Genomic DNA, 19,851 nt, shown 5'->3' with positions numbered 1-19,851 from the left:
CACAAATTGCCCGCATGTTCGTCGCGAGCAGGTGAAATGCGGCATCATGGGGGCGTGGGTACACGAATCCTTGCGGTCGAAGACGACGAGCGAATCCGATCCGCGGTCAAGCTCGCCCTCGAAGACGAAGGGTGGATCGTCGATGAAGCCGAGAGTGGCGAAGAAGCCATCGACCTCTTTCAGCGGTCGTCACCCGACGTCGTCCTGATCGACATCATGCTGCCGGGCATCGACGGATTCGAACTGTGCCGCACACTGCGCCGCACCAGCGACGTCCCGGTCGTCATGGTCACCGCCCGCAACGACACGCACGACGTGGTCGCCGGGCTCGAAGCGGGCGCCGACGACTACCTCACCAAGCCGTTCGCTCCCAAGGAGTTGTCGGCCCGTATCCGTGCGCTGCTGCGTCGTATCCGCCCCGGTGCTCCTGGTCATGCTCGGCTCGTGTTCGGTGACCTCGAACTCATCCCCGACGAAGGCAAGGTGCTGCGCGAAGGCGCCGAGGTGCACCTCACCAAGACCGAGTTCCGCCTGCTCTGCGAACTCGCCGAGAGCCCCGGCAAGGTGCTCAGCCGTGAAGCGCTGCTCGACAAGGTGTGGGGCTACGACTACTTCGGCGACGGTCGGCTCGTCGACGTGCACATCCGCCGACTGCGCACCAAGGTCGAAAGCGATCCTGCCAACCCGCGCCACGTCGTCACGGTGCGCGGCCTCGGCTATCGCCTCCAGACCTGACCCGGAGATCGTGGCGCCGTCATGATCGGCCCGATCCGCCGTCTCTTTCATCGTTCTCGCCCGGCCGCGCTCGGTCTGCGCCGACGCATCCTGCTGATCATCACCCTCGGCTCGATCGCGCTGTCGATGTTCCTGGCGATCACCACGTACGGCCTCGCCCGGTCGAACCTCGTGCAAGAACGCGACGAGACCGCCATCAGCAGGTCCCTCCGCAACGCGCAGGGCGTGCGTCGTGACCTCGGCACCACGCTGCCCACCGACCCGGCACCCGCGCTCACCGCGCTCGACACCATCGGCGTGCAGCGCTTCCTCATCGAGTACCGCGGCGAGTTCTACGGCGGTGGCGGAACGTTCAGTCAGAACGACATCCCGCCCGAGCTCTTCGACCGCGTCATCGGTGAAGGTGGCTCGGCCCGTCAACTCGTCCGCATCGGCGACGAACTCAACATCGTGGTGGGCTGGTCGGTGCCGCCCGTCGGCTCGTACTTCGAGTTCTTCAGCCTCGACGATGTCGAAGCGTCGTTGTCGAGTTTCCGGTTGTCGCTCATCCTGGCGGCGTTGATCAGCACCGGACTCGGCGTGCTGCTCGGCATCTTCGCGGCGCGCCGCGCCGTCCGACCGCTCGGCACGGCTGCGCAGGCTGCGTCGGCGATCGCCGGCGGTCGACTCGACACTCGCCTCGAGACCACCGACGATCCCGACCTCAGCGTGCTCACCGAGTCGTTCAACGACATGGCCGAGGCGCTCGAGAAGCGCGTCGAGCGCGATGCCCGTTTCGCGTCCGACGTGAGTCACGAGCTGCGTTCGCCGCTCATGACGCTGTCGGCCTCGGTGGAGGTCATGGAAGCGCGTCGTGACGACATTCCCGAGCGCGCCCAAGCGGCGCTCGACTTGTTGTCGAGCGACGTCGTCCGGTTCCAGGGGCTCGTCGAAGACCTGCTCGAGATCTCCCGGTTCGACGCCGGCGCCATCCGCTTGCACATGGAAGAGCTCCTCGCCGCCGAGTTCGTGCGGCAGGCGGTGGCGGTGAGCTCGCTGCCGTCGACGCCGATCCATGTCAGCGAACGCGCCGAGCTCGCGCTGATCCGTGGCGACAAGCGCCGCCTCGCCCGCGTGATCGCCAACCTGATCGACAATGCCCGTGCCTACGGCGGTGGCGAGCCCGAGATCTCGATGTCGATTCCGAACGAACCCGACGAGCGGATGTCGCATCTCATGATCGCGGTCGAAGACCGAGGTGCCGGCGTGGCCGAGGAGGAACGCTCGCTGATCTTCGAGCGGTTCGCTCGCGGCGGTGGTGCCGGCAGGCGTACGGGCAGCGAAGGTGCCGGACTCGGGCTGTCGCTCGTCGACGAACACGTGCGGATGCACGGCGGACGGGTGTGGGTCGAAGATCGCCTCGACGGCGAGTCGGGAGCGCGTTTCGTGATCGAACTGCTGGCCACGGAGTTGACCGACTGATGCGCCTCCTCAAGACGATGATCGTCGTGCTCCTGGTCGGTGTCGCTGCCGGCTGCGCGATCCGGGAGGACTCGTCGCCTCGCGACATTCCCGAAGACCTCATCGGTGACTTCGGCGATGTGGCCACCGGCGATGCGGCGACCGGCGCCAACCGGATCTACCTGCTCACTCCCCCCGACGACGACGAGCAGCGTCGCCTGCGTGCCGTGCCGCGCCAGGACTCGGGTGGCACCGAGGAGCTGCTGCGTTCGCTCATCTCCGGCCCGAACGCCGACGAGGTCGAAGCGTCGCTCGGTACCGCGATTCCGAGCGAGCTCGAGTTGCTGTCGGCTCGAACGGTCGGCACGCGGCTCACGATCGACGTGAGCAACGGGCTGAGCGGGCTGAGCGACGACGGTGTGCGGTTCGCGCTGGCTCAGATCGTGGCGACCGCGTCCGAGCTCGACGGGGTCGAACGGGTACGCATCCAGGTCGAGGGCGTCAATCAGGCGTGGCCGACGGGCGACGGGCGACTCGTCGACGCGGCGCTGAGCATCTACGACTACCCCGGGTTCCTCGAGACGTCGCAACCGCCGTTCACTGCGCTGCCGTCGTCCTGACGCTCACGCTCGGCAACACTTCAACGTCGACCGCTGTGCGGGTCGAGCGCCGTGCGCAGCGGGTGGTCGGATCAGGCGAAGAAGTGGGAGGCGACGCCGTCGAAGAGTTCCATGTCGACGGTGCGGGTCTTGCCGACCGCCACGGTGAGGTCTTCGAGTTCGATGTTCTCGCCGCGCAGCACGGTCATCTTGCCCCACTCCTGCGCGTGCACCGCGTCGATCGCGGCAACGCCGAACCTCGTCGAGAGCACGCGGTCGAACGCGGTGGGCGTGCCGCCGCGTTGGACGTGACCCAGTTGGACCACTCGCGTCTCGAACCCGGTCTGCTCGGCGATCGCGTGGGCGATGCGTGTCGCGACGCCGCCGAGCACGACGTGGCCGAACCGGTCGTAGACCTTCTCTTCCATCTCGAGCGTGCCGGCGGCCGGCTCGGCGCCTTCGGCCACGACGACGATCGAGGCGAACCGTCCGCGTTCGTGGCGACGGGTGAGGCGTTCGCAGAGTTCGCTGATGTCGAACGGAATCTCGGGGATGAGCACTGCGGTCGCACCGCCGGCGATGCCGGCGTGCGTGGCGATCCAGCCCGTGTGCCGACCCATCACCTCGACGACCATGACTCGGTCGTGGCTCTCGGCCGTGGTGTGGAGGCGGTCGATCGCGTCGGTCGCGATCTGTACTGCGGTGGTGAAGCCGAACGTGAGGTCGGTGCCTTCGATGTCGTTGTCGATCGTCTTGGGGACACCGACGATCGGGATGCCGTGTTCGGCGTGCAGCCGGCAGGCGATCGAGAGGCTGCCGTTGCCGCCGATCACGATCAGGCCGTCGAGGCCGAAGTCGGACATCGACTGTTTGACGTGCTCGACGCCGTCGTCGGTCTCGAACGGGCTGCCTCGGCGGGTGCCGAGCACGGTGCCGCCCCGTGGGAGCATCCCCCGCATCGACTCGACGCTGAGCGGTGTGGTGCGCCGGTCGCGCACTCCGTCCCAGGCGTCGAGAAAGCCGACCAGTTCATCGCCGTAGTGGCGTTCGCCCTTTCGCACCGCCGCTCTGATCACTGCGTTGAGACCGGGGCAATCACCGCCACCTGTGAGGATTCCGACACGCACGAGCCCGATCGTAGAGGCAATCTCGCCTCGGTTTGCTGATTGACTGGCGAGAATGGGTTGGGATAGCAGTCGACCGGTTCCTTGGCAGCGCTTGATGCGCGAATGGGTGATCTATGTCGGGATCATGGCGATCATCCTCGTGGTGGCCTTCCGCGACCGCGGGTTGGTGGGTGCGCTCGCCGGATTGCTCGTCAGCGGGCCGCTGTATCTGGCGTTCGGTTTCGTGCTCGCCAAGTTCGGTTATCAGCGCAAGTCGCTCAAAGAACTGCGCACGCCGCGCGCCGAGCCACGCAAGAAGTCGTCGGGTGATTCCGACACCGACGACGGACCGGCACCTCGCAAGCGCCCGCCGGTGACGAGCCGCACCTCGACCGGCATCAACCGCCCCAAGGCGAAGCGCCGCCGCTGACGCGAAACGTGCAGCGCCGCAGCGGAGCCACCAGCATCACAGCGAAGCGCCGCCGCTGACCCGAAGTCCCGCGCCGCAGCGGAGCCTCCAGCATCACAGCGACGCGCCCGCTGACGTTCCGGTGGCGTCGCCGCCGTCGGCACTACTGTGCTCAGGGTGAGCGAGCCGAACACCGACACGACCACTGCCGACTGCGTCATCGCGATCGACGCTGGCACCACCGGGGTGCGCAGTCGAGCGGTCTTCACCGACGACTCCCCCACCGTGGCGTCGTACCGGGAGTTCACCCAGCACTATCCCGAGCCGGGCTGGGTCGAACACGACGCGGACGAGATCTGGGCAGCGGTCGTCGCCACCCTGACCGAGGTGGTCGCCGAGGTGGGGCGCGACCGCGTCGCCGCGATCGGCATCACCAATCAGCGCGAGACGGTTGTGGCCTGGAATCGGGCGACCGGCAAGCCGTACGGCACCGCCATCGTGTGGCAAGACCGCCGGACCGCGCATCGCTGTGACGAACTCGAAGCAGCCGGTCACCTCGACCTGGTCCGCGAGCGAACCGGTCTCGTGCTCGACCCGTACTTCTCGGGCACCAAGTTCGCCTGGTTGCTCGAGCACCGAGACATTCCGAACGACGGCGACCTGGCGCTCGGCACGATCGACGCCTGGCTGATCTGGAACCTGACCGGTGGCGAGGTGTTCGCCACCGATGTCACCAACGCGAGCCGGACGATGCTCTGCGACATCCGCTCGCGGGCGTGGGACCCCGACCTGTGTGATCTGTTGGGCGTGCCCATCGACGCGCTGCCGACGATCGTCGCGTCGAGCGGCCGGATCGGGGTGACGTCCGACGCGTGCGGTGTGCCGGCCGGGATCCCCGTGAGCGGGGTGGCGGGCGACCAGCAGGCGGCGTTGTTCGGCCAGGCCTGTGTCGAACCCGGGATGGCGAAGAACACGTACGGCACCGGCTCGTTCGTGCTGCTCAACGTGGGCGAGACGTGTCCGCCGCCGACCGCCGGCATGCTCACCACCGTGGCGTGGACGCTCGCCGACGGCACGACGCACTACGCGCTCGAAGGGGCGATCTTCGTGACGGGAGCGGCGATCCAGTGGTTGCGCGACGGGCTGAACATCATCGACGACGCTGGCGAGACCGGACCCCTCGCCGAGTCGGTTACCGACACCGGCGGTGTCTACTTCGTCCCGGCGCTCACCGGCCTCGGGTCACCGTGGTGGGATCCGTATGCCCGTGGGGCCATCGTCGGGATCACACGCGGCACGGGTCGGGCCGAGATCGTGCGGGCCACGGTGGAGTCGATGGCGTATCAGACGCGTGACGTCGTCGATGCGATGGTTGCGGCCAGCGGTACGCCGATCATCGATCTGCGCGTCGATGGTGGCGCCGCGGTGATGGATCTGCTGTGCCAGTTCCAGGCCGATCAGCTCGGCGTGACGGTGCAGCGTCCCGTCGAGCAGGAGACGACGGCACTCGGCGCTGCGTTCCTGGCCGGGCTGGCCGAGGGCGTGTGGGCGTCGACCGACGACATCGGTGCGGCGTGGACGCTCGATGCACAGTTCGAACCCACCACCGATCGCGCCGCCGGTGACGCGCTGCACGCCAACTGGCTCCGCGCCGTCGAGCGTTCCCGCCACTGGGAATCCTGACACCGTCGATGAGCCGCTCGGCTGACGCAGCCAACAGGCGCAGCCGGACCGTCAGAGGAGGGCGTCGGCGAGGCGGGCGAGCAGCGAGATGCGGATGCGTTCGCGTTCGTGGATCGGCGGGTCGGTGCGGCCCGCCGCCACCGTCAACCCCGAGGTGACCATGTGTCCCCACACCAGGTCACCGGGCAGCGTCTCGTCGGTTTCGCTGAGGTGCTCGCTGCCGGCGAGAAACGCCACGAGCCACGCGACTTCGGGTGTGTCGCCCTCCTGCGCAATGACCTCCGAGCCGCGGAGCACGACGGCCCAGTCGGCTTCGACCACGCGGTGGACTCCCTGGCACAGCACCTCGAGACGCTCGTCGGACGAACTCTCGGCGAGCGCGGCACCGGCGGCCAGCGTCGACAGGTTGGGGTCGATGCGATCGGGGTCGACGGTGCGGACCGACTCGACCGACACGCCGTCGACGTCGTCGACCTCTTGCAGCAGCAGCGGAACGAGATCGATGTCGGGAAGCGCGACGGTGAGTTCGTCGATGACCTGCTCGACGCCGTGCTCGAGGATCTCGATGCCGAGGACGTCACCGCGCACCGCACCGATGCGACTCGCCACCTGCCCGAGCGCGCCGGGACGATCGGGCATCCAGACACGAATGACGATGGTGACCATCATGCGGAGGGTACGAGGAGGGTGTTTCAGCCGAGTTTCGGCAAACCGGCCTTGAGGTTTCGCACCGCCTGGTTGATGCGCTTCTCGTTCTCGATCAGACCGAACCGGATGAACCCTTCACCGCCGGGGCCGAAGCCGACGCCGGGCGACAACGCCACGTCGGCTTCACGGACGACGTGCGAGCAGAACTCGACGGAATCCATGTCGGCGTACGGCTCGGGGATCGGCCCCCACACGAACATTGAGCCACCGGGCTTGGGCATGTCCCAGCCGATGCGGCTGAGGCCGTCGATGAGGGTGTCACAGCGCGACTCGTAGATGTCGCGGACCTGATCGGGGAAGTCCTGTGCTTCGTTGATCGTGACGGTCGCGGCGATCTGGACGGGCTGGAACATGCCGTAGTCGAGGTAGCTCTTGAGCTTGACGAGCGCTTGGACGACTTCCTTGTTGCCGAGCAGGAACGCCGAGCGCCAGCCGGCCATCTGGAACGACTTGGTCATCGAGTACAACTCGACGGCGCATTCCTTCGCTCCCTCGGCCTGCAGGATGCTCGGCGGCTTGTGGCCGTCGAAGCCGATGTCGGCGTAGGCGAAGTCGTTGACGACGACCATGTCGCGTTCGCGACAGAAGTCGACGACGCGCTGCATGAAGTCGAGATCGACGATGGCGCCGGTCGGGTTGTGCGGGAACGACACGACGAGCACGCGCGGCTTGGGCCAGCCGACGTCATACGCGTTGTGGAGGCTCTCCATGAAGTCGTCGGAGAAGTTCTCGCGGTCGGACGGGTCGGCGAGGAACTTCATCGGCACCTGGCGGAGGTCGGCTCCGGCGAACAGCGGCCCGTAGATGTGGATCGGGTAGCTGGGCGTCGGCACGATCGCAGCGTCGCCTCGTTCGAGCAGCACCCACATGAGGTGGCTGAAGCCCTCTTTGGCCCCGATCGTGTTGGTGATCTCGAGTTCGGGATCGAGGTCGACGTCCCACTTGTTCTTGTAGTAGCCGGCGATGGCTTCGCGCAGCTTCGGGAGGCCGCGGCTCAGCGAGTACCGGTGGTTGCGCGGGTTCTGCGCGGCCTCGGCGAGCTTGCGCACCGCCACGTCGGGAGACGGCATGTCGGGGTTGCCGAAGCCGAGATCCACCACGTCTGCGCCTGCGCGACGTGCCTCGATCTTGAGTCCATTGATGATGGAAAAGACGTACGGCGGCAGGTTTTCGATCCGGCGGAACTCCATGGGTGAGAACCTATCCGTCGAAGGCCCGGCAACGCCGACCAGTTAGCCTCACAAACATGTCACCACAGCCGGCTGCCGACTGCATTCACGTCATCATCGAGATCCCTCGCGGGAGCCGCAACAAGTACGAGATCGACCACGACACCGGCAAGGTGTACCTCGATCGCCGCCTGTTCACCGCCACCACGTATCCGGCTGACTACGGCTTCATCGCCGACACGCTGGCCGGCGACGGCGACCCGTTGGATGCGTTGGTCCTCAACGACGAGCCGGTCTATCCCGGCGTCATCTGCGAAGCGCGTCCGGTCGGCGTGCTGTACATGCAGGACGAAGCCGGGGAAGACGCCAAGTTGATCTGCGTTCCGCCGAAGGAGCCCCGCTTCGACAACGTGCACGACATCGCCGACCTCACGCCGCAACTGGTCGCCGAGATCCAGCACTTCTTCAACGTGTACAAGGCGCTCGAACCCGACAAGCACTCGTCGTCGGAGGGCATGGGCGGTCGCGACGCCGCCTGGCGCGAGATCGAGGCCTCGCGCGCGGCCTTCGTCAAACACTGAGCGCGCCGACTGCGCTGATCCCACGCTCTCAGTCGGGGATGCTCGACAGCAACGCGGCGCCGACGGCCCCGGCGAGCGGCCCCCATCGAGCGAACTCGATCCGCGGGAGCGGGCGAAGGTGCGGCTGGTAGAGCAGTTCGCCGTACCAGCGGGTGATCGGTTCGAGGTAGAGCTCGGCGCCGGCGGCGAGCCCACCGCCGAGCACGAAGATCTCGGGGTCGAAGACGTTGGTGAGGTTCGACAGGCCGAGCGCCACCCATCGACCGAAGTCGTCGATCACCGCGAGCGCTTCGGTGTCGCCGTCGAGCGCTGCGGCCATGACGTGTTCGCCACGGACCGCTTGTGCGTCGCCGTCGGCGTGTTCGACCACCGCACGGAGGCGGTGTCCGGTGGCGGCTTCGCGAGCCAGCATGGCCAGCCCCGAGCCCGAGGCGTACCGCTCCCAGCAGCCCTGTCGACCGCACGGACAGCGTGGACCGTGCGGGTCGACGACCATGTGGCCGAACTCACCGGCGAACCCGTTCGTGCCCCGCTGCAGCGTGCCGTTGGCGACCACGCCGCCGCCGATGCCGGTGCCGAGCGTGACGAGCAGCAGATCGTCGGTTCCGATCCCGACGCCGTTGCGCCACTCGGCGACCGTGGCGCAGGTGGCGTCGTTGTCGACGCGAACGTCGAAGCCCAACCGCTCCCCCAGCAGCTCGCCGATCGGCAGGTCGGCGACACCGTCGAGGTTGGGCGCGGCTCGCAGGCGGCCGTCTCGCGTGACGAGACCGGGCACGCCGATGCCGAGGTCTGCGTCGACCCCGAGCGATTCGGCCAACTCGACGAGGGTGTCGAGCAATGCGTCGATGCTGCCGTCGCCGCGCGGTGTCGGGCGACGGTCTTCGGCCACCACCTCTCCGTCGGCGTCGAGCGCGACGCCCAATGCCTTGGTTCCGCCGACGTCGATGCCGACGCGGCGGCCGATGGCGGTCACGCCTCGGCGCGGACCTTCAGTTCACGAACCGTGTTGAGGATGCGGACCTCGGCGCGGCGCTTCACGAAGCCGGGCAGCGGAACCACGAGGTCGATCGCCAGGTCGTAGCGGACCTCGGTCTTGCCGTCGGCGGTCGGGACGAAGGTGAAGGCACCGTCGATCGAGCGCTGGATGTCGCCGCGGATCATCGACCAGCCGAGTTGGCGCGGCTCGTCGCCGTAGCGGTACTGCAGGGTGTAGTGCGTGCTGCGGCCCAGGGCCGAGGCGCGGAACTCGACTTCGCTCGGGCGTCCGTCGCTGTCGGTGGCGTGGATCGTGACGTCTTTGATGTCGCGGGCCCACTCCGGGTACTTCTCGAGGTCGACCGCCACGTTCCACACCTCGTCGGGGGAAGCGTCGATGGTGATCGTCTCTGTCGCGGTCTCAGCCATGTTCCTCATTCTTGTCGATGGAGCCACCCGATGTGGTCACACTTGAGCGAGTTTCGTCGGTGGGCCGGGCGGCGTACGTTCCGTGGAACGCTGCCCAGAGCCCGTTCATTCCGAGTCCGAACATCGGGACGAGTACGCCGAGCGCCAAGGAGGTGCCCGGGCTGCCGTCGGAGTTGTTCGGGCGAGCGAAGGCCGTGGCCAGACCGGTGACGATCTGGACGGCGAGCAGCGAGGTCATCAGCTTGCGAACGGCGGGCGGGGCGACCCCACCGGCGAGCATGTAGAGCTGGGTGACGGCGACCTGCTCGCCGCGGCTGCGTTGCACCGCGTTCCAGAACGACCAGATGAAGGCGGCGATACCGCCGACGAACAGGGTCATGGCGGTGACCGCTCCGAGCCATTGGACGCCGGTCGTGAAGAGTGCTGCGGCGATCGTTGCGGTGACGACGAAGGCCAGCGTGCCGACGAGGTTGGCGCGAACGATGATGTCGCCTCCGTCGTGAGATCGCTGCGGCTCGTTCACTGGCGTCAACGGTATCTGCAAACCGTGCTCGGCCGAGGGTCTCGGCGGGTGTGACGGGTGCACACGTCAGTCGTACACGCCGAGTGCGTCGCCGAGGCGTTTGGCGAGCACGTCGTAGGCGAAGTCGGTCTCGACGCGTTCACGCGACCGGATCGCCATCGACCGTCGCAGTTCGTCGTCGTCGAGGAGTTGTTCGTAGGCGTCGGCGACGTCTTGGACGTTCTCGGGCTCGGAGATGACGAGCCCGGTCTCGCCGTGTGCGACCGCTTCGGCGGCGCCGCCCGAGTCGCCGGCGACCTGTGGGATGCCGCACGATGCTGCCTCGATGAAGACGATGCCGAATCCCTCCTGCTCCAGGCCTCCCCAGCGGTTGCGGCAGAGCATCGTGTAGAGGTCGCCGCACCCGTAGAAGCGGGGAAGATCGTCGTTCTCGATGCGTCCCATGAACTTGACGGGGGCGTCGAGTTCGTCGGCGAGGCGCTGCAGCCGCTCGGACTCGCGGCCGGTGCCGCCGATGACCAAGAGGAGATCGGGGCGGCGGTGCTTGAGCCGGTTGACCGCTCGGATCGCCGTGTCGAAGCCCTTGCGCGGCACGAGGCGGGAGATGCCGATGATGACTTCCGCGTCGTTCGGGATACCGAAGTGCTCGCGGGCCTCGGCGCGTTGGCTGTCGCTGAGCACGGTGAAGCGGTCGGGGTCGACGCCACACGGAACGATCGTGGTGGGCAGTTCACGGCCCGCCGCGTGTTCGGCTTCGGCCGCGGGATAGCTGCCGGCGGCAATGATGCCGCGGGCCCGACGCAGCGTGTAGGCGAGTGCTTGTTTGGAGCCCGGGAGACGGCCGGGGACGGTGACTTCGGCGCCGTGGAGCACGAGGTCGTACGGCAACTTCAGCGAGGGGCCGACGAGCCCGAGGGGCACCGCCGGATCGAGCACGACCAGGTCGGCACCGACGTCGTCGGCGAGGTCGTTGATCCGCTTGACCATCCACGGATGCGGGAGCAGGACCGGCTCGCGCGTGCGCTCGATGCGGTAGGGCTCACCCGCATCGAACTCGGCGGTTCCTTCGTACGGGCTGGTGAGCACCGCGAACTTGTCGGCCGGCAGGCGTCGCCACCACTCCCACAGCAGCGACTGGATGCCGCCGATCTTGGGTGGGTAGTCGTTGGTGACGAGCAGATGTTTCATGGCGCAGTCGGCAGGTGTCGTTGATCGAGGCGTCGCGCCGCCCAGGTGGCGTGCTCGGCGAGGATCGGGTCGGGGTCAGCACGGTAGCGCTCGACCATCGAACGTACGTGGGTGTCGGCCGGATCGCCGACGTTGCCGATCACCACGAGCGCGTTGCGGCGTAGCCACCGCATCTCTCGGCCGGCGATGTACCAGTAGCCGTAGCGGTCGGCGATCCAGTCGTCGTCGGCGTCGAGCAGGGCGAGCGCGTCGACCCACGCCTGCACGGTGGGGTCGAGCGCGATCGTGTTGCGCTTGCCGAGCCGGATCGAGATCGGGCAGACGTCTTGGCAGTCGTCGCAGCCGTAGATGCGATCGTGCATCGCTTCGCGGAACTCCAGCGGAATGGTCCCCGGCTTCTGCATGATCCAGCTCAGGCACTTGGCGGCGTCGATCACGCCGGGCGCGACGATCGCCGCGGTCGGGCAGTCTGCGATGCAGCGGGTGCACGATCCGCAGCCGTCGTTGGCGGTGGTGTGCTGGTGTTCGTAGTCGGCGGTGGTGATGAGCGACCCGAGCACGAAGAAGCTGCCGGCGCCGGGGAGCAGGAGGTTGGCGTTCTTGCCGAACCAACCGAGTCCGGCACGGTGGGCGATCGCCCGGTCGACGATCGAGTTGTCGTCGGCGAACACGACTGCTCGGTGTCCGGCGGCTTTGAGTTGCTTGGCCACGACGCGCAAGCCGGCGCGCAGCGGTGCGTAGTGGTCGCTCCACGCGTACCGACCGACGCGGGCATGTGGGCCGGAGTTCGGCGGCTCGGGATCGGTGTCGGTGAGGTAGGGCCGCGCGGCCACGATCACCGACCGGGCCCCTTCGACCGCCCGTGCCGGGTCGGTGGAGCGCTCGGGATTGCGATAGGTGAACTCCATCGTGTCGTTGAGCCCGGCGGCCTTGCGACTGATCAGGGTCGAGCGGGTGTCGGCGAGGACGTCGGCGGCGGCGACACCGACGTGGGTGATGTCGAACTCGGCGACGGTCTGGCGGATCTCGTCGAGCGTGGGCATCTCGGCGAACTGTTTCCGACGGGCCACGTTCGCAGCGTACGCGACACCTGTCGTGCAGCGGCGGTGGCCGGTGACCGCGCCTCGGGCCGGCGCCGTGGCGGAGCGCTCAGGCCATGGCGTGCACGTCGGCGCTGTCGAACTCGCGCTGGCTCACGAACACGGGGTCGTCGTCGACGAGCCCGGCTCGCCCGAACATGCCGACCGCTCGATCGACGGCGGAGACGGGCATATGGAGCGGCACCGGTTGGAGATCGATCGGACCGTCGTCGTTCGCCAGCAGGTGCGACACGATGCAGTCGGTGCAGGCCGTGGTGTTGGCGGCCTGGCAGGTGTGGCAATCGAGGGTGAAGTCGTCCTGGGAGAACATGCGACCATCATGCGCACGGGGGTGTCACAGAGTTGCGGGGCCCGTGTTACCCAGCGCGTCAGGCCAGGTCAGCGGCAGTGCAGGGGGCCGCTCGGGCGATCTCGAAGTCGACGGTGATGTCGAGCGAGTCGACGCCGTTCGAGACGACCCCCGAGTAGCCGAGCCGCCCCTCGCTCTCGAAGCTGAGCGCGGCAGGGTCGACGTACTCGGCCTCACCGGTGTCGGACCGGTAGGTGAGCGTCACCGTGTCGTCGCCGTTGGCCTGCGCGGTGAAGCGGCCGCCTTCGGATGCGGTGCCTGCTGCGAACAGGTCGCTCCCCTGCGACCCGTCCGCGCACACGAACATCACGATCTGTGTGTACGGGAAGGCGAACTGCGCCGGCTCGTTGGTGACGATCGAGTCGGAGCAATCGCTGTCGTGCTCGGCACCGGGGTTGACGGCGACGTCGACGGTGTTGCCGTCGGCGTCGCGGAACGTGGCCACGAAGGCCCCGTTGGATCCGAGGTCGTCGACGCTGACGAACTCGGCGTCGACACCGGTCAGCCGGGCACCCTCGGCGTCGAGTTCGCCGAATCGACGGTCGATGACTCGCTGTTCGCCGCTGTCGGTGCGGAAGAAGTACGACGACACCTGCGTGTCGGAGTCGGCCGGAGCGAGTGGGAGGTGCGTCGCACATCCGGATTCGATCGCGAACGCCGTGCCATCGATGCTGGCGAATCCCAGATCGGGCAGGCGTGGGTCGTCGAGCGAGTGGTCGTCGGCGGGGGCGCTGTCGGTGGGCTGGGCGTCGATCGGTGTCTCGGCCGGGCCCTGCTCGATCTCGACCGGGGTCTCGTCGACCGTCGTGTCACCGGCAGGCGTGTCGGACGCCGACTCGTCGGCTGCGGGCGCCTCGACGTTCGTCGGTGCGTCGGCGTCGGCGGTACTCCCGGTGGTCGCAGGGTCGTCGCGGGTGATGGCCACGGTGACGAGTCCCGAGATGAGCGCACAGAACGCGGCGAAGAAGATGCCGATCACCCAGGCGGGGCGGTCGTCGCCGGGCCGTTCGATCGCCCCGGTCTCGCCGGTGGCGACGATCGGGTGGACGATGAGCGGGTCGAAGCCGGCCGGAAGCTCACCCGGGTCGAACGGCAGCGGCGTCTGTTCGTACGAGGGACTCGATCCGCTCGCGGTGTCGTCGTCCGGCGTCTCGTCGTGCTCGTCGTGGGTGGGAGTGTCGTCGAGCATGTGTCGGAGAGGCAGAGGCGAGCGGCGGGAAAGTAGTGGCGGGCGGCGGGTGGCGGGTGGCGGGAAGGAGTCGGCGGGAGAGTTCGGCGTGGCGTCGTGTTGTGACAGGGCGAACGTCGATGTCAGAGGATGGCGATGAACGCGTTGCTCGGCAACGTGTTGGCACCCTCGGCTCGAACATCGCGGATGATCTCGTTGTCGTTGGTGACCACCACGACCGCACGGCTGGTCGGCAGACGCCGCACCTCGTCACGGATCAGGTCGTCGGCGATGACCCCTTCTGGTGAGTAGACGACCCGCACGAGTCGGCGGCGTGCGGCATGGGCGCCGACGATCGACGCACCGTCGAAGATCACGGTGATGTCGGTGCCGAAGCGTCGGGCCAGGTTCTCGACGGCGTCGAGCAACGCGTTGCGCTGCTGCTCGAGTGTGCGCGACTGCCACGCCAGTTTCGACACGTTGTAGCCGTCGACCACGATCGCCGCATCGGAGCGAGCGAAGTGCTCTCCCGCCTCGGCTGACGACGAGAGCACACCACCCGGCAGCGACATCGGCGTGCGCTGGGCGGGGCGGGCGATCGCCTCGGACGCGGCGTCGTCGGGTTGCTGAGGCAGGAGTGATTCGAGTCGGTTGGCGAGCGCTTGGGCCGCTTCGGCTGCTTCGGTGATCTGGGCGATCTCGACGACCGATCCGATCGAGTCGACACGGGTTGCCAACACGTCGTCGCGCACCGCCGTGGCGTCACGTCGATCGTCGAGCGCTCGATCGCGATCGCGAATGGCCGCTTCGAGTTTCCCCGCAGCAGCCCGCTCGCGATCACGCGCGTGACGGACCTCGTTGCGACTGTCGATGAGTTCGGCACGCAGTTCCGCCGCCTCCTCGGCGACCTTGGCCAACTCGGCTCGCAACTCGTCGATCTCGGTGGCGTGCCCCGCGATGATCTCGTCGCGCTGCACGAGTTCGGCACGGGTGCGCACCGCTGCCAGTTCGGCAGCGTCACGACGCTTCTCGGCACGCTTGAGCGCCTGCACCGCGTCGCGAGACGCCTTCGCCTCGTCTGCGGCAGCGATCAACGACGCGACCTCGACTTCCCAGCCGGCGGGCTGCGTGAGCCAGAGACGGCCGACCTCGTCGACGAGTTCGGGGATCGCACCGTGCGAGAGCACCCGTCGGAACTCTGCGTCGGACTCGATGGCGCGACGCACTCGACCGAGCGCCGACGTGGGGACGCGCCGCTTGTTGAAGAACGGTTTGAGTTCTTTGGGGAACGGAATCGGCGGGCGTCGCTTCTGCCCTTCGGCGGCGATCATGACCGCGAAGTCGAGCGCCGACCGCAGGTGGCGGTGCTCGATGTCCGTCATGACCTCACGCTACATGGTCGTTCACGCCGACCCCCGAGTTGATCTTGACGTGGGTACATCTGTTCGTGTTGACTGACCGGGATGCCAGTTGGGGCCGGTTCTCACCAAAATCTGCAACGTTCGTTCGATGAACTGGGCGTACCTCTCTGCGAGGTCACGTTCTGCGTGCTCGACCTCGAGACCACCGGCGGCAACCGCAACGACGACATGATCACCGAGATCGGTGCCGTCAAGGTACGCGGTGGCGAACGTCTCGGCACGTTTCAGACGCTCGTCAATCCGGGCAAGGCGATCCCGCCGCAGATCACGGTGCTCACCGGGCTCACGAACTCGCTCGTCGCACCGGCACCTCGGATCGAGAGCGTGTTGCCGTCGCTGCTGAGCTTCATCGGTGATTCGGTGATCGTCGCCCACAACTCGGCGTTCGACATGGGGTTCATCCGCGCCGCGCTCCGCCGGGCCGATCGACCGGCGTGGTCGGGCACGGTCATCGACACCGTGCCCCTCGCTCGTCGCCTCGTGCGTGACGAGGTGCCCAACTGCAAACTCGGCACGCTCGCCTCGCGCTACCGATTCGAGCACCAGCCCAGCCACCGAGCGCTCGACGACGCGCTCGCCACCGTCGACCTACTGCATCTGCTCATCGAGCGAGCCGCGGGTCTGGGCGTGCTCGGTCTCGACGATCTGGTCGCGCTGGGCAAGATCGGCGGGCATCCCAACGCGGCCAAGCTGAAGCAGACGGCGGCACTCCCCCGCACCCCGGGTGTCTACATGTTCCGCGATCCGGCCGACCGTGTGCTCTACGTCGGCAAGGCGACCAACCTGCGCCAGCGGGTGCGGAGCTATTTCGGAAGCGACGACCGGCGCAAGATCGGCCCGATGCTGCGCGAGATGAAGACGGTGACGCACATCGAACTCCCCGATCCGCTGACCGCCGAGATCGTCGAGACACGCATCATCGGCACGTCGATGCCGCGCTACAACCGGCGCGGCACCACGGCGGCGAAGTACTGCTACGTCAAACTCGACACCGAATCGCCCTGGCCACGGCTGTCGGTCGTGAAGAACCCGGCGAAGACCGGCGTCCACCTCGGCCCGCTCCCGTCACGCAAGATGGCCGCCCTGGTGGTCGACGGGCTGCACACGGCACTGCCGCTACGCCGGTGTACGCAACGGTTGGCGCGCGATCACCGGCCCGATCCGAGTGCCCCGGTGTGCAGCGCCGCTCAGTTGGGTGTGGCGCACTGCCCGTGTTCGGGCACGGCCGACGCCCGCGAGTACGCAGCGTGCGTCGAGCAGGCGAAGCGAGCGATGTTCGGTGATCCGGCGTACGTCGTCGACGCGCTCCGGAGCCGGATGACCGACCTGGCGGGCCAGCAGCGATTCGAAGAAGCGGCGATGACACGTGACCGCTTGTCGGCCGTGTTGGGAGCCATTCGACGAACCTCACTGCTCCGGGCGCTCGGCGAGATCGGTGATGCCGAGGTCACGCTCGGCGACACGACGTGGGTCGTGTCGGCCGGCCGGTTGGTCGACGTCCGTGCGGCCGGGCGCCTCACGGCTGCGCTCCCGATCGAAGCGCTCGACGTGATCGAGTCGGGCCGCCCCACGCCCCGCGTGCACGCCGACGAGGCGCTGTGCTTGGCCAAGTTCTTCGACAAGCGGGCCGAGCAGTTGCACGTCTCGTGCAGCGGCGCCTGGTCGTTCCCCGTCCACGCCACCACCGAGATCCCGCCCATCCCCCGCGCCGCCTGACCGCCCGCTTTGTCTCAGAGACAAACCGGGCGGACGGTTTGTCTCTGAGACAAAGCGTCCGTCAGGTGAGGAGGTGGGCGCCGTTCGGGTCGATGGGGAGCACCTTGGTGTGGCCGCCGTCGGGAAGGCTGGCAGCCACCTCGTCGGCGACCTCGGGGCCGGCCAGCATCCCGACCGTCGGCCCGCTTCCGGAGAGCCACGCACACCAGGCTCCCGCTGCGACACCGGTTGCGATGGCCTCGGCGGCGCCGGGGACGAGCGGGAGTCGCGCCGATTGGTGCAGGCGATCAGCGGTGGCGTCGACGAGCATCGCCGGGTCGTCGTGCGCGAAGGCGAGCGCGAACTGGACGGCCCGTCCGATGTTGAACACCGCCGAGGCCCGATCGACCATCGGCGCGAGCGTCTTGCGTGACTTGTCGGTCGAGGTCGTCACGTCGGGGATCCAGGCCACGAACCGGGCGGACCCGAGGACCGGCCCGACGGCGAACGGCCGTGCTTCGGGGTCGACGTAGGCGGTGACGCCACCGAACAGCGAGGCGGCGACGTTGTCACCGTGGCCTTCGAGTCGGGTCGTGACGTCGAGGATGTCGTTCGAGCGTTCGGCGACGGCCTGGGTCGGGTCGGCTGCGAGTTGGCACACCGCGAGCGCGGCACCCGCCACACGGACCGCACCACTGAACCCGAGACCGCGTGCCATCGGAATGTTGCAACGCAGCCAGATCGGCCCGGTGCCGCCGAGCAGCGCGAAGGCCTCACGGGCGGGATGGTGCTCGTCGATCTGCTGCGCTCCGTCGGGAGCGTCCCCCGTGCCGATGTCGGCATGGAGACCGACGGCCATGCCGAAGATGTCGAACCCGGCGCCGAGGTTGGCCGACGACGCCGGGGCCCTGACCGTGAGACCGGAGGTGGTCAACTCGCCGCCTGCGGTTGTGCCTGCGACACGGTGACGAATGCGTCGAGCGACCGCTGCGCCGCTCCGCTGTCGATCGCTGCTGCAGCTTGGTCGAGTCCGGCGACGAGATCGTCGGCGCGGCCCGCCACGACGAGCGCTGCCGCTGCGTTGAGGAGGACGACGTCGCGGTGCGGACCGGCGTCACCGGCGAGCACGCGGCGCACCGCCTCGGCGTTCTCCTCGGGTTCGCCGCCACGCAGATCACGAGCGGTGGCCGGGGCCAGGCCGAGCGCCGACGGGTCGACGGTGAACGACGAGATCTCGCCGCCGCTCAGTTCGAGTACGTCGGAGGTGCCGGCGGTCGTGAGTTCGTCGAGTCCGTCGCCGTGCACGACCCAGGCCGAGGTGAGGCCCTGTGTGCGCAGCGCTTCGATCATCGGTCGGGCGAACGCCGGGTCGGCGACGCCGATCAACTGCCGCTTGACGCGGCCCGGGTTGGCCATCGGGCCGAGCAGGTTGAAGACGGTCGGCACGCCCATCTCACGGCGCGGTGGGCCGGCGAAACGGAATGCCGGATGGAACATCGGCGCCATGCAGAACGCGATGCCGGCTTCGCGCAGGCACGCGGCCACGCCGTCGGGGGTCTGCTCGATGGCGACGCCGAGCAACTCGAGCACGTCGGCCGTGCCGCACTTCGACGACGCCGAACGATTGCCGTGTTTGCACACCGGCACGCCGGCGCCGGCGGCGACGATGGCCGCCATGGTCGACACGTTGATCGAATGCGATCCGTCGCCACCAGTGCCGACCACGTCGATGGCGTCGGCGCGTTCGGCTTCGGTGAGCGGCACGGCCGCACCGGCGACGAGTGCGACGCGCAGCATCGCTGCCAGTTCGTCACTCGACTCGCCCTTCGCGCGCAGCGCGACCACGAATCCGGCGATCTGTGCCGGGGTCGCCGATCCCGACAGGATCTCGGTCATCGCCGCACCCGCAGCATCGGCACTCAGGTCGTTTCCGGCGAGCAGGTCACCGATCAACCGCGGCCAGCCACCATGTTTCTCGAGTGCAGACATACGGGCAGATGGTAGGCCGCCGGAGCGGAGCCCCGGTGCATCGATTCGGGCGCGACGATGGGCAAGTTCGCGGGCAGTGCTGATCTCGACGGCCGGGCGAACGAGCGGTTCGACGGCCGGTGACTGGCTAGGCCGACTTGCGGCGCTGGCGCACGATGCGTCGGCGGTCGCGCTCGGTGGCGCCGCCCCACACGCCGGCCTTCTCCCGGTTGGCGAGCGCGTGCTCGAGACACGACACCTTCACGTGGCAGGATTCGCAGACGGCTTTCGCCGAGACTGCACTCTCTTCGTCATCTGGATAGAAGATCGCCGCTTCGAGACCTCGGCAAGCACCGAGATCGAACCACTTCGCTTCGTCCACCTGTTGTAGCGACACGTTCCAAGACCCCCATTGGTCATCTGGCTGTAGGTGGCGAGCACCCCCTGCTCGCCTTGATGAAACGCGACCATAGATCGCGATTCGCCCGCGCGCCAGAGGAAACTTTGAGACATTCTGACGACAGTCCGGCACTTGTCGGGGCGTCGCACCGACCGCGCTGAGCTGGGCCGACCGCCCGAGATGGCCCTGAGGGCGTCGGATG

General features: G+C 68.1%; 21 protein-coding genes. 7 read left to right on the top strand and 14 right to left on the bottom strand.

Annotated features, from left to right (window positions below; all coding sequences use genetic code 11):
• Positions 1-54 precede the first annotated feature (54 nt).
• From YM304_RS09635 to YM304_RS09625, 3 genes are read left to right on the top strand one after another with little or no spacing between them, the layout of a single operon-like run.
• A complete protein-coding gene (locus YM304_RS09635) occupies positions 55-735 on the top strand; it encodes a response regulator transcription factor (RefSeq protein WP_015441487.1) in 681 nt (226 codons plus the stop codon).
• Between the two features lie 21 nt (positions 736-756).
• The gene (locus YM304_RS09630; protein ID WP_015441486.1) at positions 757-2,196 is read left to right on the top strand and encodes a HAMP domain-containing sensor histidine kinase; all 1,440 of its coding nucleotides are present in this window, start codon (positions 757-759) and stop codon (positions 2,194-2,196) included.
• The gene (locus YM304_RS09625) at positions 2,196-2,795 is read left to right on the top strand and encodes a GerMN domain-containing protein (RefSeq protein ID WP_015441485.1); all 600 of its coding nucleotides are present in this window, start codon (positions 2,196-2,198) and stop codon (positions 2,793-2,795) included. Before YM304_RS09630 ends, YM304_RS09625 begins: the two co-directional genes overlap by 1 nt.
• A gap of 71 nt (positions 2,796-2,866) precedes the next feature.
• Here the strand turns inward: YM304_RS09625 and YM304_RS09620 are convergent, their stop codons facing one another.
• A complete protein-coding gene (locus YM304_RS09620; RefSeq protein WP_015441484.1) occupies positions 2,867-3,901 on the bottom strand; it encodes a 6-phosphofructokinase in 1,035 nt (344 codons plus the stop codon).
• A gap of 94 nt (positions 3,902-3,995) precedes the next feature.
• On the opposite strand from YM304_RS09620, the gene YM304_RS09615 reads away from it, so the two are divergent.
• Both YM304_RS09615 and glpK read left to right on the top strand, forming a co-directional pair.
• On the top strand, positions 3,996-4,310 hold the full coding sequence (locus YM304_RS09615; RefSeq protein WP_041298164.1) for a hypothetical protein: 315 nt from the start codon (positions 3,996-3,998) through the stop codon (positions 4,308-4,310).
• Positions 4,311-4,466: 156 nt separating this feature from the next.
• Positions 4,467-5,972 carry a glycerol kinase GlpK gene (glpK, locus tag YM304_RS09610; protein ID WP_015441482.1) on the top strand — a complete coding sequence of 502 codons (1,506 nt, stop codon included), beginning with the start codon at positions 4,467-4,469 and terminating at the stop codon, positions 5,970-5,972.
• 51 nt (positions 5,973-6,023) lie between these two features.
• Here the strand turns inward: glpK and YM304_RS09605 are convergent, their stop codons facing one another.
• Positions 6,024-6,641, bottom strand: a complete 618-nt coding sequence (locus YM304_RS09605; RefSeq protein WP_015441481.1) for an ACT domain-containing protein — start codon at positions 6,639-6,641, stop codon at positions 6,024-6,026.
• A 23-nt stretch (positions 6,642-6,664) separates the two neighbouring features.
• Positions 6,665-7,870 carry an aminotransferase class I/II-fold pyridoxal phosphate-dependent enzyme gene (locus YM304_RS09600; RefSeq protein WP_015441480.1) on the bottom strand — a complete coding sequence of 402 codons (1,206 nt, stop codon included), beginning with the start codon at positions 7,868-7,870 and terminating at the stop codon, positions 6,665-6,667.
• A gap of 56 nt (positions 7,871-7,926) precedes the next feature.
• Here YM304_RS09600 and YM304_RS09595 point away from each other — a divergent pair, with 56 nt between their 5' ends.
• Positions 7,927-8,430 (top strand): inorganic diphosphatase, encoded by a 504-nt coding sequence (locus tag YM304_RS09595; protein ID WP_015441479.1) that lies wholly within the window; start codon positions 7,927-7,929, stop codon positions 8,428-8,430.
• 28 nt (positions 8,431-8,458) lie between these two features.
• On the opposite strand, the gene YM304_RS09590 is transcribed toward YM304_RS09595, so the two are convergent.
• From YM304_RS09590 to YM304_RS09555, 8 genes are all read right to left on the bottom strand, one after another.
• A complete protein-coding gene (locus YM304_RS09590) occupies positions 8,459-9,406 on the bottom strand; it encodes an ROK family protein (protein WP_015441478.1) in 948 nt (315 codons plus the stop codon).
• Positions 9,403-9,837, bottom strand: coding sequence for an SRPBCC family protein (locus tag YM304_RS09585; RefSeq protein ID WP_015441477.1), 435 nt, complete (start codon positions 9,835-9,837; stop codon positions 9,403-9,405). The genes YM304_RS09590 and YM304_RS09585 overlap by 4 nt, the downstream gene beginning before the upstream one ends.
• On the bottom strand, positions 9,830-10,360 hold the full coding sequence (locus YM304_RS09580) for a hypothetical protein (RefSeq protein WP_015441476.1): 531 nt from the start codon (positions 10,358-10,360) through the stop codon (positions 9,830-9,832). Before YM304_RS09580 ends, YM304_RS09585 begins: the two co-directional genes overlap by 8 nt.
• Before the next feature lie 66 nt (positions 10,361-10,426).
• A complete protein-coding gene (locus tag YM304_RS09575; protein WP_015441475.1) occupies positions 10,427-11,548 on the bottom strand; it encodes a glycosyltransferase family 4 protein in 1,122 nt (373 codons plus the stop codon).
• Positions 11,545-12,618 (bottom strand): tRNA epoxyqueuosine(34) reductase QueG, encoded by a 1,074-nt coding sequence (gene queG, locus YM304_RS22340; protein WP_051071384.1) that lies wholly within the window; start codon positions 12,616-12,618, stop codon positions 11,545-11,547. Before queG ends, YM304_RS09575 begins: the two co-directional genes overlap by 4 nt.
• Positions 12,619-12,697: 79 nt before the next feature.
• Positions 12,698-12,958 (bottom strand): hypothetical protein, encoded by a 261-nt coding sequence (locus YM304_RS09565; protein ID WP_015441473.1) that lies wholly within the window; start codon positions 12,956-12,958, stop codon positions 12,698-12,700.
• Positions 12,959-13,016: 58 nt separating this feature from the next.
• Positions 13,017-14,186: a hypothetical protein gene (locus YM304_RS09560; RefSeq protein WP_015441472.1), complete on the bottom strand. Its 1,170-nt coding sequence runs from the start codon at positions 14,184-14,186 to the stop codon at positions 13,017-13,019.
• Positions 14,187-14,308: 122 nt separating this feature from the next.
• Positions 14,309-15,547 (bottom strand): NYN domain-containing protein, encoded by a 1,239-nt coding sequence (locus YM304_RS09555; RefSeq protein ID WP_015441471.1) that lies wholly within the window; start codon positions 15,545-15,547, stop codon positions 14,309-14,311.
• An 81-nt stretch (positions 15,548-15,628) separates the two neighbouring features.
• Here YM304_RS09555 and YM304_RS09550 point away from each other — a divergent pair, with 81 nt between their 5' ends.
• On the top strand, positions 15,629-17,302 hold the full coding sequence (locus YM304_RS09550; protein WP_015441470.1) for a DEDD exonuclease domain-containing protein: 1,674 nt from the start codon (positions 15,629-15,631) through the stop codon (positions 17,300-17,302).
• Positions 17,303-17,363: 61 nt separating this feature from the next.
• On the opposite strand, the gene YM304_RS09545 is transcribed toward YM304_RS09550, so the two are convergent.
• From YM304_RS09545 to YM304_RS09535, 3 genes are all read right to left on the bottom strand, one after another.
• Entirely contained in the window at positions 17,364-18,215 is an 852-nt protein-coding gene (locus tag YM304_RS09545) for a homoserine kinase (protein ID WP_015441469.1), read from the bottom strand.
• Positions 18,212-19,270: an anthranilate phosphoribosyltransferase gene (trpD, locus tag YM304_RS09540; RefSeq protein ID WP_015441468.1), complete on the bottom strand. Its 1,059-nt coding sequence runs from the start codon at positions 19,268-19,270 to the stop codon at positions 18,212-18,214. Before trpD ends, YM304_RS09545 begins: the two co-directional genes overlap by 4 nt.
• Before the next feature lie 127 nt (positions 19,271-19,397).
• Complete coding sequence (locus tag YM304_RS09535) at positions 19,398-19,631, bottom strand: WhiB family transcriptional regulator (RefSeq protein ID WP_051071382.1); 234 nt, start codon at positions 19,629-19,631, stop codon at positions 19,398-19,400.
• Positions 19,632-19,851 lie beyond the last annotated feature (220 nt).

It is taken from the genome of Ilumatobacter coccineus YM16-304 (assembly GCF_000348785.1).
GTDB classification, from domain to species: domain Bacteria; phylum Actinomycetota; class Acidimicrobiia; order Acidimicrobiales; family Ilumatobacteraceae; genus Ilumatobacter_A; species Ilumatobacter_A coccineus.
Note: the sequence above shows the minus strand (reverse complement) of the source record. Positions and strands in the feature narration are given on the sequence as shown.

Excerpts from the sequence above, each read along its gene's own strand:
- YM304_RS09630 (WP_015441486.1), top strand. The coding sequence starts at position 757 with ATGATCGGCCCGATCCGCCGTCTCTTTCATCGTTCTCGCCCGGCCGCG.
- YM304_RS09625 (WP_015441485.1), top strand. The coding sequence starts at position 2,196 with ATGCGCCTCCTCAAGACGATGATCGTCGTGCTCCTGGTCGGTGTCGCT.
- YM304_RS09615 (WP_041298164.1), top strand. The coding sequence starts at position 3,996 with ATGCGCGAATGGGTGATCTATGTCGGGATCATGGCGATCATCCTCGTG.
- YM304_RS09605 (WP_015441481.1), bottom strand. The coding sequence starts at position 6,641 with ATGATGGTCACCATCGTCATTCGTGTCTGGATGCCCGATCGTCCCGGC.
- YM304_RS09600 (WP_015441480.1), bottom strand. The coding sequence starts at position 7,870 with ATGGAGTTCCGCCGGATCGAAAACCTGCCGCCGTACGTCTTTTCCATC.
- YM304_RS09595 (WP_015441479.1), top strand. The coding sequence starts at position 7,927 with ATGTCACCACAGCCGGCTGCCGACTGCATTCACGTCATCATCGAGATC.
- YM304_RS09585 (WP_015441477.1), bottom strand. The coding sequence starts at position 9,837 with ATGGCTGAGACCGCGACAGAGACGATCACCATCGACGCTTCCCCCGAC.
- YM304_RS09575 (WP_015441475.1), bottom strand. The coding sequence starts at position 11,548 with ATGAAACATCTGCTCGTCACCAACGACTACCCACCCAAGATCGGCGGC.
- YM304_RS09565 (WP_015441473.1), bottom strand. The coding sequence starts at position 12,958 with ATGTTCTCCCAGGACGACTTCACCCTCGATTGCCACACCTGCCAGGCC.
- YM304_RS09560 (WP_015441472.1), bottom strand. The coding sequence starts at position 14,186 with ATGCTCGACGACACTCCCACCCACGACGAGCACGACGAGACGCCGGAC.
- YM304_RS09555 (WP_015441471.1), bottom strand. The coding sequence starts at position 15,547 with ATGACGGACATCGAGCACCGCCACCTGCGGTCGGCGCTCGACTTCGCG.
- YM304_RS09550 (WP_015441470.1), top strand. The coding sequence starts at position 15,629 with ATGCCAGTTGGGGCCGGTTCTCACCAAAATCTGCAACGTTCGTTCGAT.
- trpD (WP_015441468.1), bottom strand. The coding sequence starts at position 19,270 with ATGTCTGCACTCGAGAAACATGGTGGCTGGCCGCGGTTGATCGGTGAC.